The 14,595-nt window shown below is 40.5% G+C and carries 12 protein-coding genes; 4 read left to right on the top strand and 8 right to left on the bottom strand.

Translation table 11 applies throughout. The features are described 5' to 3' along the window. Window positions 1-19: 19 nt before the first annotated feature. From P4S60_RS19755 to P4S60_RS19725, 7 genes are all read right to left on the bottom strand, one after another. Window positions 20-856, bottom strand: coding sequence for a patatin-like phospholipase family protein (locus tag P4S60_RS19755; RefSeq protein WP_337117202.1), 837 nt, complete (start codon window positions 854-856; stop codon window positions 20-22). 103 nt (window positions 857-959) lie between these two features. Then, the gene (locus tag P4S60_RS19750; protein WP_063701169.1) at window positions 960-1,412 is read right to left on the bottom strand and encodes an NfeD family protein; all 453 of its coding nucleotides are present in this window, start codon (window positions 1,410-1,412) and stop codon (window positions 960-962) included. Between the two features lie 8 nt (window positions 1,413-1,420). Further along, window positions 1,421-2,374: an SPFH domain-containing protein gene (locus tag P4S60_RS19745; RefSeq protein ID WP_063701167.1), complete on the bottom strand. Its 954-nt coding sequence runs from the start codon at window positions 2,372-2,374 to the stop codon at window positions 1,421-1,423. Between the two features lie 122 nt (window positions 2,375-2,496). Then, on the bottom strand, window positions 2,497-3,402 hold the full coding sequence (locus P4S60_RS19740) for a sensor domain-containing diguanylate cyclase (protein ID WP_337117201.1): 906 nt from the start codon (window positions 3,400-3,402) through the stop codon (window positions 2,497-2,499). A 267-nt stretch (window positions 3,403-3,669) separates the two neighbouring features. Continuing rightward, window positions 3,670-4,557: a bile acid:sodium symporter family protein gene (locus tag P4S60_RS19735; RefSeq protein WP_337117200.1), complete on the bottom strand. Its 888-nt coding sequence runs from the start codon at window positions 4,555-4,557 to the stop codon at window positions 3,670-3,672. Window positions 4,558-4,566: 9 nt separating this feature from the next. Further along, window positions 4,567-5,316, bottom strand: coding sequence for a class II aldolase/adducin family protein (locus P4S60_RS19730; RefSeq protein ID WP_337117199.1), 750 nt, complete (start codon window positions 5,314-5,316; stop codon window positions 4,567-4,569). 9 nt (window positions 5,317-5,325) lie between these two features. After that, window positions 5,326-5,646 (bottom strand): DUF962 domain-containing protein, encoded by a 321-nt coding sequence (locus tag P4S60_RS19725; RefSeq protein WP_188728914.1) that lies wholly within the window; start codon window positions 5,644-5,646, stop codon window positions 5,326-5,328. A 97-nt stretch (window positions 5,647-5,743) separates the two neighbouring features. Here P4S60_RS19725 and P4S60_RS19720 point away from each other — a divergent pair, with 97 nt between their 5' ends. The 4 genes from P4S60_RS19720 to P4S60_RS19705 all read left to right on the top strand — a co-directional run bounded on the left by P4S60_RS19720 (window position 5,744) and on the right by P4S60_RS19705 (window position 12,873). After that, on the top strand, window positions 5,744-6,709 hold the full coding sequence (locus tag P4S60_RS19720) for an AraC family transcriptional regulator (RefSeq protein ID WP_337117198.1): 966 nt from the start codon (window positions 5,744-5,746) through the stop codon (window positions 6,707-6,709). A gap of 229 nt (window positions 6,710-6,938) precedes the next feature. Next, window positions 6,939-8,873 carry a methyl-accepting chemotaxis protein gene (locus P4S60_RS19715; RefSeq protein ID WP_337117197.1) on the top strand — a complete coding sequence of 645 codons (1,935 nt, stop codon included), beginning with the start codon at window positions 6,939-6,941 and terminating at the stop codon, window positions 8,871-8,873. 256 nt (window positions 8,874-9,129) lie between these two features. After that, complete coding sequence (locus P4S60_RS19710; protein ID WP_063701154.1) at window positions 9,130-10,023, top strand: cation diffusion facilitator family transporter; 894 nt, start codon at window positions 9,130-9,132, stop codon at window positions 10,021-10,023. 369 nt (window positions 10,024-10,392) lie between these two features. Next, a complete protein-coding gene (locus tag P4S60_RS19705) occupies window positions 10,393-12,873 on the top strand; it encodes a response regulator (RefSeq protein WP_337117196.1) in 2,481 nt (826 codons plus the stop codon). Here the strand turns inward: P4S60_RS19705 and P4S60_RS19700 are convergent. Further along, a complete protein-coding gene (locus P4S60_RS19700) occupies window positions 12,848-14,524 on the bottom strand; it encodes a sensor domain-containing protein (RefSeq protein WP_337117195.1) in 1,677 nt (558 codons plus the stop codon). The genes P4S60_RS19705 and P4S60_RS19700 overlap by 26 nt on opposite strands. Between the last annotated feature and the right edge of the window lie 71 nt (window positions 14,525-14,595).

Raw genomic sequence — 14,595 nt, 5'->3', positions numbered from 1 at the left:
CTATTTTTAAAGCGTTAGCTTAGGCAACTTGAGTTAAAAAATGTGCACCCGCATTTAAGCCCATTTCATAGCCCGCACTGAGTTTTTCAAATGATTTGGTTGTTCGACCAACTGCAAAGTCGGGTGGCGGTGCAATAATATTAATTTTACAATCGCTAGGCGGGTTGGTAATAAAATCAATGCTTTGATTGTAATTTTCTGCGCGTCTTAAGGTGGCTTCAGCTAATGCTGGGGTCTTCTTATAAAGACGTCTAACAAACCAAGGTGCTTTTGAAGGCTTTTTCTTATAGCCAAGAGGCTGAGATAAAATAACGGTGATTTCTTTATTGCCCATTTCGTATGCTTTACGAATAGGAATAGAATCTGCCACACCGCCATCCGTAAGTTGCAAATTGTCGAACACAGGAAATTCTCGATAAGCAATGGGCAGCGCACATGAAGCTTTTAATTGCTCTTCAAGATGAGTTGCACTTGCTTTTAGGTACTCAGCCTGCCCAGTTTGTATATTGGTTGTGACAATATAAAACTCACTGGCTTGTTTTTCGAAAGTGTCGAGATCTAGGCGAATATCACGGATGGTTTCTTGCCACAGCCAGTCTAAATCAAACAAGTGGCCACCTTTGATAAAACGAACAAAATCAATAAATTCAGGTCGGCAGGAGTAATCGGTAATCACCGCATGGTTACGTTTGTATTGGGCACACAAATAAGCGGCAATGTTAGTGGCTCCGGCAGAAACACCATAGCATTGATTAAAAGGTTGGTAATTGGCTTGAATAAAAGTATCCAGTACGCCAGTGGCAAAAATACCACGCATTGCGCCACCTTCTACAACCAGTGCCTTGTTATTGTTCATTTTCGCAACCTTGCTTGTAACCGTGAGTGCTTCTAACCATAGCAAACACGGTTACAAAACTAAATAGAGTTTTGACTCTAAGTGAAGTTTGACTCTAGCTGAGTTATACCGCCTCGACCCAAAGTACACCAACTTGTTTGTCGGTCACTTTTACTGTGCTACCCGCAGCAATGGGAGAATGACTTTTTAACTGCCATGTAATACCCGAATACTGATGTGTGGTTAACCCTTTATCATCTACATCTGCGTTAACGACAAAGGTAAGCTCAGCAAAGTCGCTATGTATCGGCTTGGTATCGGTTTTATCTTGCATGCGTTTGAGTGGTTGCCAAAGTACCACTGCAAAGCCAAGAGTAAACACTATATTGCTCCAAAGCGCAGTGGTGTAGCTCGAGTCTAAAAGGCCTGTATTCATTAGTAAGCCACTGGCAAATAAAGATAAGCCTAAAAACAATAATACGTAGGTACTCATACCCAGTACCGCTACTTCAACAATTAGCGCGATAACACCTAAAATCATTAAAGCTTCGGCTAAATGCGTATCTAAAAATGCCATCAGTTCACCTAACTTTGTTGCTTTTTATTCAAAGAGTTAATAATAGACATGCCTTGAGCAACCAGTGAACTTGCATCAGTACCACTTTCAGGAAGTAATACCACAGATGACTCACGAGCAATCGCTTCTTTAGCGGCAATGGCTTTAGTGGCAAGATCTAGTTGAATAGCTTTTTGGCCTTGCTCTGTATCGGCAGCTTCACCCACTTTACGAAGTGCATCTGCCTGTGCTTCAGCAACGGCGATAATCGCTTTTGCTTCACCTTCAGCACGTAAAATTTGCTCTGCTTTTTCAGCTTCTGCTGCAAGAACTTGCGCTTGTTTTTTACCTTCTGCCACGTTAATAGCAGACTGACGGTCACCTTCAGACTCTAAAATTTGTGCACGTTTCACACGTTCAGCTTTCATTTGTGCTTCCATCGCTTCCATTACAGAGTTTGGTGGCACAATATCTTTAATCTCGTAACGTAAAACCTGAATACCCCAAGGCTCAGAAGCTTGGTTAATCGCCGTAACGATGTTGGTGTTTAACATGTCACGTTCTTCAAAAGTTTTATCGAGTTCCATTTTACCAAGTTCAGAGCGCATCGTCGTTTGCGATAGCTGAGTAACTGCAAACACATAGTCATCAACACCATAAGTAGCTTTATACGGATCAAGCACGCGGAAATACAGCACACCATCGACGATAAGTGAGATATTATCTTTTGTGATAGCTGACTGCGAAGGCACATCTTGCGCTTGTTCTTTTAAACTGCGATCAGCGGCAATACGGTCGATAAATGGCACAATAAAGTTTAAGCCCGCTTCTTTGGTTGAATGGTACTTACCAAAACGCTCGATTAACCAAGCACGGTTTTGCGGCACAAATTTAACGCTGCTTTTTAGTAGCACTAAAATAAAAATTAGAATAAAGACTTCTACATTTAACAAGAGGTCTAAAATACTTGAAATGGGATCCATGTACTTTCCTTAATACAATTAATATTACTTTTCACTGTTGAGATTACCACCACAAAGCAAAGCACGCTAATGATTTGTAATTGCAACCAGCTTAAGAGTCGTCCAATTATTTAGGATTTGTATTAATACTTAAGTGCATGTTTTATCAAATACATATGTTGATCAGCTTGTGCAACGATTTCATCGGCTGTCTTTTGCGTGCCTAAAAACATGGTGACGCCGACACTGGCTGAGCCCTTATAGTTAATATCTTGAAGAATAAACTTAACTTCGATAGCGGTTTGTAATTTATCGGCAACACGATGAGCGTTGTGTTTAGCTGTTTGCTCATCACGACCAAGCCCTTCAAGTAATACAACAAACTCATCGCCACCAATGCGGGCTAAACAGTCTTTTTCGCGCACAACGGTTTTCATTCTTTCAGCAATCTCAACAAGATAAGCGTCGCCGGTATTGTGGCCATATTGATCGTTTAATTTTTTAAACTTATTAAGGTCGATAAATATTACTGCACCATAGTTTTGGTCGCGCTTGCTCATTTGTAACGCAAGCGATAAGCGAATATAAAAATAGCGGCGGTTTAAAAGTTCAGTTAGCGGGTCGGTGGAGGCAGCGTAGAGGAGTTGTTCTTCAAGGTGTTTTCGTTCGGTAATGTCTGTTCCAATACCTAAAATGCCGATGACTTTGTTAGGCTCTGTGTCGCAAATAATAGGGGTTTTCACTTCCCAGAAAATATACTGGTGTCCGTCGGGAAAGGTAAGCTCAACTTCTTCACGGGTACGCTCACCGCTAAGCACTCGTTTGTCAATTTTTGCTAGTTTTTTTACGTCAGAAATTGGGAAGAAGTCAACATCACTCTTATGTTGTAATTCCTGCTCAGAGCAGGCAAATAAACCCAATGTAAGCTTATTAGCATAAACGTAATGCCCGAGTTCATTTTTTATATAAACGTATGCGGGTACGTTATCAAGTGCAAACTTTAATTCAGCAACATGAACGGGCAATTTAGAGTTATTAAGTTCGGCCACAATATGTCCCTATATAACAAGCCATAAATTGATAGTGAACGAAAATATCTTAATAAACAAGACTGACCACAAGGCTAAAATTACAACTAATAATTAAGGTATAGGTTTGAAAAATAAATAAAAAATTAATAGTGATTATGGGTGATGAACTTTGTTATTAAGTTTGTCTTAGGCTCGTTTGGTAACCCCAATTTTTAACTGTTTTTTATTACTTTGTGATTTATGAATGATTAAAAACTTCCTTGTTTTTAGTCATCACTTTGGCTTTTATGCTTTGTTGAAAATGGCAAGATGTTTTGTATGATGCGCGCTAAATAAGCGACAAAAAATATAACCCGTTACAAACATTGATAAGCTATAGGTTGCACCAGGAATTGCCATGGCAGCATTATTGATTAAGGTACTCGCAATTAAAATGGCAAGAGTGCCATTTTGTAGCCCAACTTCAACCGCAATGCTCATTTGTTGCTTGTGAGCTAAGCCCGATATTTTTGCAAAAAACAACCCTAGAAACAGCGTGCTGAGGTTTAATGTCAACGTTGCAATGCCACTGGTCGCAAAAAAGCTCAGCATTTGGTCTGCATTTTTATGAATGATGCTAAGCACTATCACAATTAAGAATACACTCGAAAAACGACGAATAAAGGGTTCTATTTTCAAGCTGAAATGGGATTTAAAGTGATTAAATACCATTCCTAAGCAAACAGGAAGTACCGTTATCATCAGCATTTGCACTATGGTTTTAATCACTGGCAAAGCAAATTCGTGGCCCGGCACACTGAATGTTTGCATGGCAAAATGCATAATCAATGGCAAGGTAAACGGTGAGATAAATGTTGCCAGCGTTGTTAGACTTATTGACAGCGCAACATCCCCTTTGAATAAATAAGTATAGAGGTTTGAAGTCACACCACCCGGGCAGCAAGCTACTAAGATCAGGCCTATAGCGAGCTCTGGGGTTAGGGTAAAACTCATTGCTAATAAAAACGCAACGCTTGGCAATAACAGTAGTTGGCAGCTTAAGCCTATTGAAAGTGCTTTGGGGCTAATAAATAATGCCCCAAAGTCTTGCTTTTTAAGCCCTAAGCCCATGCCAAACATGATGATAAATAGTGCCAAAGGCAGCACTATTTTAGTCATGATATCAATTTGCATGGTATATCCTTATTGGTCGTAACCCGGACTTTTATTGTCGAGTAAGCGCAGCAGGGCAGGCCAAGCAATTGCGCCACCTAATCCCTTTGTAGCAACCTCAGTTTGCCCTTTGATACCATCAATAATCGCGCTAGGTACTTGTACGAGTTGTTCGGTATTTTGTGAAGTACGCGTTTGTACAGCGCAAGCAGCTTCAAAAACATACATAAACAAAAATGCATCAGCGACAGTTTTCCCCACGGTTAATAGGCCGTGATTACGTAGTATTAAAAAGTTATTAGGACCTAGATCATTCACTAAACGGTCTTGCTCTGCAGGATTAAGAGCAATGCCTTCGTAATCGTGATAACCCAGACCTGAGTGCACAACAACAGCTTGCTGAGAGATAGGTAATAAGCCGTCTTTGTTTGCAGACACTGCCGTGCCATTGAGTGAGTGGGTGTGAATAACGCAATGGGCATCATCACGCGCCATATGAATACAGCTATGGATATTAAACCCCGCAGGATTAACGGGGTATTCACTGTCATGCAGCTTATTACATTGTTGATCTACTTTGATAAGGCTTGATGCGGTAATTTCGTGAAACATCATGCCATACGGGTTAATCAAAAATTCGTTGTCTGTGCCGGGAACGCGCATTGAAATATGTGTAAAAATTAAATCATCCCAGCCATATAATGCGACTAGGCGATACGCGGCAGCAAGCTCTACACGGGCTTGCCATTCTTGCTCTGATACTATGTGTTTCAAGGTCATGGTGTTTTCCTAAAATGGCACTTTGCGGATAATAATGTCTTTAAACATGACCCAATCGCCGATAAAGCTATAAAAAGGGTGTGTAAAAGTAGCGGGGCGGTTTTTTTCAAAAAAGAAATGACCAACCCAAGCAAAGCCATAGCCCACTAGAGGGCATAAAATTAGCCAGCTATATTGCTGCTGATAAATAGCGGCAAACAAAATAGCCAAAACAAACCAACTGCCAATAAAATGTAAGCGTCGACAGACTTTATTTTTGTGTTCTTGTAAGTAATAGGGGTAAAACTCTTTAAAGCTCGCGAACTCGCGTTTACTTGCTACAGTGCCCATATTGTTGTCTCCATTGTTAATTTCAAGTAAACAATAGGCTTTTATTTTATTATTTACTTGATAATATTGGTCATTAAATTGTTTATTCAGGACTCTCATGAGAACCTTATCAAGCTGGTGGCTACGTGCTATGGCTGAGTCGTTTAAATGGCAGGGCTTACCAATTAATGAGTTGTTTGCAGCGGTAAATATTCCTTTAGCGGAATTAAGTAGCCAATCAGCGCGATACCCACAAGCCAGTGTCAGTATGCTTTGGAAGCAGGCGCAAGCGATGTTGCCAAACACTCATTTAGGTCTTTATGTTGGCAGTAACATGAATGTACGGGCTATTCCGGTAGTAGGTATGGCGATTATTCAGTCAACACAGTTACTCAGTGCTTTTCGGCTGATATTGCGTTATCAAAAATTGATGGGTGATACACATAATGTGTCGCTTATCGATCATGGAAGTGAGTATGAACTTCGCTTTAACTTTAGTGATGGTGAGCGTGATATGTCACTGCTAAGCTACGAAGCGCCCATGGCGTTTTGTGTAAAAATAGCGCGCACAGTAAAGGGAAAAGATTGGCACCCAACACGAATTTGCTTGCAGCGTAAAGAGCCACACAGTGAAATTAATGCGCACTTTAATTGTAAAATTGAATACGGCGCAACGACCCATAGCCTGTTTTTTAGCGAAAATATCGATAGTGAACTTGTTTTATCGAGCCAGATGAAACTAGTAACGCAAACGAATGTGACACAGGTACTGAGAATCTTACTTGAAGATCATTTAATTCAAGGCCAAACGACCAGTAAAGCAATGGCAAAAGCACTTAATATGAGTGAAAAAACACTGCAGCGCCGTCTTGCAAAAGAGGGCACCAGTTTTAGTAAAGAATTGGCAAGTTTAAGACAGCAAAAAAGTGTGTCATTGTTGAACGAAACAGATCTCTCAGTCACAGAAATAGCCTTTTTATGTGGCTACTCTGAAATTAGTGCATTTCATCATGCATTTCATCGCTGGTATGGCATGTCGCCAAAAACCTACAAGCAAAAAATGGCAATAATAGCAGAGTCATAATAAGCACGGTTTTATTCAGTGAGGTATTTGTATCTAGCGTTTTAACTAGTAAAAAGGTACAGGTTGGCGTTTGTTCCTATTCTGTTTGAGTTTGATAATTATTCGTACAAAAACAACAGTAAAAGCTTAAATAGCAATTGCTTAACACAGACTTGTTACCTAAAATTATAGATAGGACGCAAGGATGATCTAAAACTAAAACTCCACCATTAAGTATGAGGCTTGCTGAATGCGAAACCTATCGTCGCGCACTATTTTTATTAGTTTTGTGTTAATTGCATTGTTTGTTGTCACTGTGGTTAGCGCCTTAATCAATACCAGCCAATTCTCTGGGCTTTATTACCAACAAACAGAAAAGCAATTATTGCCTGACGCTGTGGGTAAAGTAGCTGCCGAAATTGACGCTCAAATGCGTTATCCGATCTCTGTGTCACAGTCGTTAGCTGAAAACCAAATTCTGCATACGTGGATGACCGAAGGTGAGAAAAACTCACCCATTCATCAACGTGTTATGGCGTACTTTGCTGACTTGCAAACAAAAAGCGGTGCTTCATCGGTGTTTTGGGTAAGCAAGAACTCAATGAGTTATTACACGCAAGACGGCTTTTTCAAATCAATCTCACAAAGTGAGCCAAGAGACAGTTGGTTTTTTGATTTCATCCGTTCAGATAAACGCCAAGCGCTCGCCTTAGATGTGAGTGAGCAGGGCGGACACCTCACTTTATACGTTAACACGCTAGTTGAAATTGCTGGGCAACGACTCGGTGTTGCAGGGCTTGGTTATGATATTTCAGATATTTCTAGCATTGTCACGTCGCGTAAAATTGGCGAGCAAGGGTATTTATTCTTAATTGATGACAGCAAGCGAATTATTGCACACGCAAATGATGCTTATATCGGTAAACAAGTCACAAGCGTAGCGTCATTAAGCGCATTACAAAGCTTTTTGAGCAGTAAACATACAGGCTTTACTCTATCGCAAGTCGAGCTTGCAGATGAGGACGTTTACGCGGGTGTTATGCCAATTGAAGGAACAGGCCTTACTCTTGTAGCGATTCAGCCTAAGCAAGAGATATCAAGCGCGATTAATACAGTCGTTTGGATGTCGATTATCGTGAGTGTCGTGCTTGCGGGCATCTTCTTAGTGCTGACGCTTTATTTTGCGAATTGGCTCAGTAAGAAAATACGCAGTGTTGGAGACGAGCTACTTGGTATGGCTGGTCACGGCGGTGACTTAACAAAGCGCTTAGATGACAGTGTTGATAATGAACTAGGGCATCTTGCAAAGGGCTTCAATGCCATTATTGGTAAAGTAGCCGAGCTGGTAGATGAAATCAGTGTCACCGAGCAAGCGATGCGAGAGGGCATTGACGATCTTGCGAACTTTGCCAACAAAACCTTTGTTGCTACCGAAGATCAACGGGCGCAAACCGATCAAGTTGCCACTGCGATTACAGAAATGGGGCAAACGATTAACGAGGTGTCTGATATTGCTCATCGCACAGCAAGCGACACAGAAGAAGCTGTACGAGAAACCGTGCAAACCAATCAAAGTATGGCTGCTACAGCACAAACCATGAATGAACTGAATGACATTTTGATCACGGTTGATAAAAGTATCGGTGAGTTTGCTAATCAAGCGGCTGAGATCAACTCGGTTGTTGAAGTGATCAATGCAATTTCAGAACAAACTAACTTATTGGCACTTAATGCGGCAATTGAAGCGGCAAGAGCGGGTGAGCAAGGCCGTGGCTTCGCGGTCGTCGCTGATGAAGTACGCTCACTTGCACAGCGTACGCAAACATCGACTTCTGAAATTAGAGAACAGATTTCGCGTTTACAAAGCTCATCATTGCAATCACAAGAAGCAATTGCCGAAGGCACGCAAAGTAGTCAAAAGGTCACAGAACTTACGCACGTTGCTGTGTCTGCACTTCAGTCAATTCAGCAGAAGTTTGAAATTATCAGCCAAGGCAACCATCAAGTTGCTGCAGCGACAGAAGAGCAGGGCACGGTGGTTGAGCATATCAATCAGTCGGCCCATGATATCTCAGACAGTGCAATGCAAATACATGATAACGCTGAGCAACAACAGCGTGGCACGCAAAGCTTATTATCGCGTGCTCAGCACCTTAAAGATTTAGTCAGTCAGTTTAAAGTTTAATAGCCGTCACTGAATCTACTTCGAGAAAAGGCGTTAGCAACACGTGTTGTTAACGCCTTACTATTTTTTAGCTAACAAGTGAGTGATTCAGTTTACTTATTCGCTGCTAATTCCTTTCTCATTTCTAACACATCGCGCAAAAAACTTTCAAAAAGGGACAAATAACCAAGTTTTTAGTGCGTTTGCGCTCGCCACGTATTACAATTGAGACTTTATATCATTACCACTTTCCAGCGAATAGGTATTTCACTTCTTCATGACAGATATTACAACACATCAAGCATCTAGACGCCGCTTGTTGATTGCCTTAGCCATAACATGTTCGTTTATGGTGATACAGGTCATTGGCGCCTATTTTTCAAATTCGCTTGCTGTTCTTGCTGATGCTGGGCATTTGTTTGTTCATAACAGTTCTTTATTTATTGCACTTATTGCCTCAAGCATGGCGATATATTTTGCAAAAAACTTTAATGATGGCTATCAGCGCGCAGAGCTTACGGGTGGTTTGATCAATGGTATTTTATATCTGAGCATTAGCTTAGTTATTTTGTATGAAGGAGGTGAGCGTTACCTTCATCATAGCGATGGTCATGATTTACAAATTAACAGCTATTTGATGTCGGTGATTTCGGCTATAGGCTTTTTATTTCATGGCGCAGCAGCTTGGGTTTTATACAAAGGGCGTAAAGCAAGCATCAACGTGTATGCGGTGTTTTTACACTCATTTTTTGATTTAATTTCAACGGTTTCAACTTTCTTTGCCGGTATTCTAATTCACCTAACTGGTTGGGCAGAAATCGATATTATTTCGAGTATGTTGATTGCCACCTTTGTTTTGTTTACTGGGGTTAAAGTGATCATTCGTTGCGTGAAAGGGTTACTCGAAAATAGCAGTAAATTACCGGATGTAGCTGATATTGAACAAAGTATCGCTTCGGTTGAGCACGTACAAAATGTACATAACGTGACTGTGATGCGCCAAGATAAAGACATTATTGTTGGTGCGCACGTTGTGTTGAAGCAGCATTGCACCGTTGAAAAACATGATGAGGCGTGTCGATTAAAGGTCGAAAAACTACTGCTCTCGCGCTTTAATATTAAAAAAAGTGTGCTGCAAATTGAGAGTCATGAATGTCACCATGTTAATTAAAGTGGCAAAAAGTTTAATTTTCTTTTAATTTAAAGGTATCTCTATGGAGTTAGGATACCTTTTTTGCTTCAAAATAAGCCTTCATATTTCAACTTTTTAGCCGCAATACTGCTTGGTTGTATCGCGGGAGTTGTAAATTTACTACCAATTTGGTTTTTAGATAGCTCAGAATTCCTGCTTGGTCAGTTTTTTGTGATCCTAAGCTTGCTGCTACTTGGTTGGCGGTTTGCAATAATCACTTTTATTATAAGTACAGGGTTTATTTTTTACCGCTGGGGGCATGCGTGGCCTTCCATTGTGTTTGCCTTAGAATTGCTCTGCTTGCAGGTATTTTGCTTGTCAAAAGCGCGGCCAGTCTTTTTACGAGGCATGCTTTTTTGGTTTGTAATTGGTTTACCCTTACTGTGGAGTTTTGGCCATTTCTTTTTAGGTCTTCCAATCTTAACGATTGCCATTGCACTTGCTAAATACTGCTTAAATGCGGCAATTTACTTATCGGTTATTGATTTACTTAGTTTCTTTTTTAGCCGCTATTCGTGGCATAAACATTATTCGTCACTCTATAAAATTCTTAACTATGTTGTGACCTTACTGGTTGTGCTGGTAGTCATATTAACCTCTGTAGTACTAACCAATAACCATTATGCGCGCATTGAGTATGAGATAAATGCGCAGTTAAAAGAAAAAGCCAAAGAAATCGCACGCACCATTGATGCTCATCTTGATCATAATAAAAAAGGGGTGGTACTCACTGCCAGAAGCATTGCCAACGGTGTCCCTCGTCAAATTGCCCTTGAGAATATGGCAAACCTATACCCTGATTTTAGAACGCAAATCATTGTTGATGCCCTTGCCGATGTCACTCACTTTTATCCGCAATCGTTAGCGATTAGTTTGCAGCAGTCAAACATTCGCGCCAATGTGGCAGATAGAGATTACTTTATAAATGCACCTAATAATGAGCTTGGTTATATCTCAACAATATTTAAAGGTCGTGGTTTTGGATCGTTACCCATAGTTGCAGTATCAGCACCTATTTATATTGAAGATACCTTTACTGGCGTCGTTGAAGGCTCATTGATGTTTGATTATTTTGCAGGCCTCAGGCCCAGTCTATTTACTCATCAAGGTGAGTTGTTGATTTTAGATGCCACCAATAAAGTGGTATTTAGCACATTAGATGACTTCAAAGAGCTACAACAATTAACAGATGAAGAAATAGACTCGTTTGCAGACGAAGCACGCTTTAAAATGTTTGATGCTGAGAACGAGCAGCAATTTTACGCCAGAGAAGCTCGCTCAACAGAACATAACTGGATTGTAATGACTATGCTCAATCGCAAACATGCCAACAATGTTGCGGTGAGTGCGTGGGGTCAATCTTTGGTGATGATATTGTTCATTATTTTATTAACCAGTGTGTTTATCACGCAATTAAGTCGCTGGTTAATTGCTCCTATCGAAAAGTTAGCTGAACAAATCGACAAATTTGAACCAGAGCGGGCAGTCACAGATACCGATTTACCGCAAACTTGGCTAGAAGTGAGCCGTTTACAGTCGCAGTTTTCGAGCTTAGCTAATAAGCTAGCGCTTAATTTTAATCGATTGCATCAAGCGAATCACGAAAACGAAGTGTTGAATAACAAACTGACCGATTTTAATGCCCAGCTTGAGCAGCAAGTTAATGATAAAACGAATGAGCTAGTCGAAGCTGTGCGCTTAGCGAACCAAGCTAACCGTACTAAGTCGCAATTTTTAGCGAACATGAGCCATGAAATCCGCACCCCGCTCAATGGTATTTTAGGCTTGACTCAACTGCTATTAGAAAACCCAAAACAACCCGAAGCTGAGCGCGATGAGCTGGCAATGATCCATCAAAGTGCTAATAACTTATTGTTGATTTTAAATGATATTTTAGATTTCTCGAAAATTGAAGCGGGCGCTCTTAAACTTGAAGATCGTGTTGTTGAAATCAAAGCCTTACTGGCACAATTCGCAAAAGTTTTTAGTAGCACCAGTGTTAAATCTGGCGTTAAATTTAACTTGAACATTGCAGAGAATATACCTGAGTATATCCGTTTAGATCCGCTAAGGTTTAGCCAAGTTGTTAATAATATCTTGAGTAACGCAGGTAAATTTACGGAGTCAGGTGAAATAAACATGCAATGCCAAATGGCAAATGGTGCACTAGCAATAAAAATACGCGATACAGGCATTGGTATTTCTGCAGATCAACAGGCTAAATTGTTTACTGAGTTCACTCAAGCAGATATATCGACTACCCGAAAATATGGTGGTACTGGGCTTGGGCTCACCATTAGTAAACGTATTATAGAGTTGATGGATGGAGAGCTCTCTTTAGTGAGTCAAGAAGGTGAGGGGAGTGAATTTACTATTATTGTGCCTGTGATGGTAAGCGATGCAGAAGCAACGGCAGAACAAAGTACAGACAAGCCAACACTTAGTGGTATAAATGTATTAATTGTTGAAGATAACCCTGTAAATCAAATCGTGCTGCAAAAAATGATGCAAGACACCCAGTGTACTATCAAAATGGTAAACGATGGCTTACAGGCACTTGAAGAGCTTAAAAGCTTTACGGCAGATATTATATTGATGGACTGCCAAATGCCCCACATGGATGGCTATCAGTGTACACAAGCAATTAAACAGAACCCTATACTGTATGGCGAAGCAATCATTATTGCTATTACGGCGAACGCCTTTGAAGAGGACCAAAAGCGCTGCCTTGTAGCTGGCATGGATGACTTTATCTCAAAGCCCATTAATAAAGATGAGCTTTATCGCTGCTTAAATAAATGGTTTAAAGCGCGTTTAGTCGATCAATGATTGCCTGAATCGTGCTCTCTGCAATCAGATCATCGGCCAACATGGGTTTTGCGAAGTAGTACCCTTGTAAATCTTCGCACCCCATCTCGGTTAAGAAACTGATTTGCTCACCTGTCTCAACTCCTTCAGCAATACAATATAAGCCTAAGTTTGATGACAACGCATGGATGGTTTTGATAATTGATTCATTACTTTTATCTTGGCCGATATTACGCACGAAGCTTTGGTCAATTTTGATCACATCAATCGGGAATTGGCTAAGGTAAGTCAGCGACGAATAACCCGTACCAAAGTCATCAAGTAATAGTTTGAAGCCGGCATTTTTAAGCTTTTGCAGCTGTTTAGAAGCTTTCTCTTTATCTTCTAAAAGCGTATTTTCTGTAATTTCAAGGCGCAGTTGCACAGGCTTAACCATGTGATTATTCAAAATAAGTAATAAGCGTTCAGTTAAGTTTGATTTTAAAATATGCGTTGGCGACAAGTTTAATGATAAATAAAACTGTGGGTTAGCACGTAGCATTGGCAGCAGCTCTGTTAATGCTCTATCAAGTGCTTGCTCAGTCAACGCATCAATTAAGCCAATTTCTTCAGCAATAGGAATAAATTCGGCAGGTGATACAAAACCTTGCTCGTTCTTCCAGCGCATTAAAAGCTCAACGCCATTTATTTTTTTTGTTTCGGCATTAACAATCGGCTGATAGTTATTAAATAACTCATCGTCTTTAAAGGCGTCTTTCAGGGCATTTTCAAGCAACAGCTTTTTGGTTAGCTGGTTGTTCATTTGCTCTGTGAAATATTTGAAATTATTACGGCCAGATTGCTTAGCATGCATCATGGCAATATCTGAATTTTTAATTAAATCGTCTGCGGTTTTAGCATCAAAAGGGTAAAGTGCAACCCCAACACTGGCTGAAATGTTAATCGAAAAATCGTCAATAATTACTTTGTTCGCCAGTTCCTCAGTAAGCTTTTTAACCAGCTCACTGAGTGTTTGCGGTGAGTGGAGGTCTTTTACAAGGACTAAAAACTCATCACCACTTTGACGACCAATTACGGCGTTTTCGGGTAACATTAGGCTGACACGTTGCGTGATGTTACACAACAATTGGTCACCTACCGCATGTCCAAAAGAGTCATTCACAGGCTTAAACTTATCTAAATCGATAAAGAGCAGGGCAGCGAGTTTATTGTACTTTATAGCGTTATTTATACAGTTACTAATTTTTGTATGCATCAAAGAGCGATTTGGCAAGCCTGTTAGCGGGTCATAATTCGCTAAATAACGTAAATCGTCCTCAGCGCGTTTTTGCTCTGTTAAGTCTGAAATAACAATCACGTAATAGTTAATTGCTTGGCTTTCTTTTGCTACAGCCGTGACACTAATGTGCACTGGGTGTGCAGGGCTTTTTAGTGTGCGAATAACAGCCTCTGTTTTCCAGTTTTGTTTTGGTTTAAGTGTTTTAAGTACGTCGATATACTCAAGGAATTTGGCACGACCAATGGCACTTATAAAGTCGTATGTTGTGAGTTCAGCAATATTACTTGGTATGGCGAATGCTTCACCAAAGCTGGCATTTGCAGAAAACGGTTTAAGCTGATTGTCTAAAATTAACAACCAGTCGTTAATTTGTCCAAATGCTTCACCGAGCACACTGGCTTGCTGAGCATTAGCGCGCTGCTCGGTAATATTGGTGTAAATACCCGTAACTCGTAATGGTCGAT

This window comes from Pseudoalteromonas sp. Hal040 (assembly GCF_037162425.1).
In the GTDB taxonomy this organism is placed as follows: domain Bacteria; phylum Pseudomonadota; class Gammaproteobacteria; order Enterobacterales; family Alteromonadaceae; genus Pseudoalteromonas; species Pseudoalteromonas gelatinilytica.
This window is presented reverse-complemented; position numbering and strand designations above follow the sequence as displayed.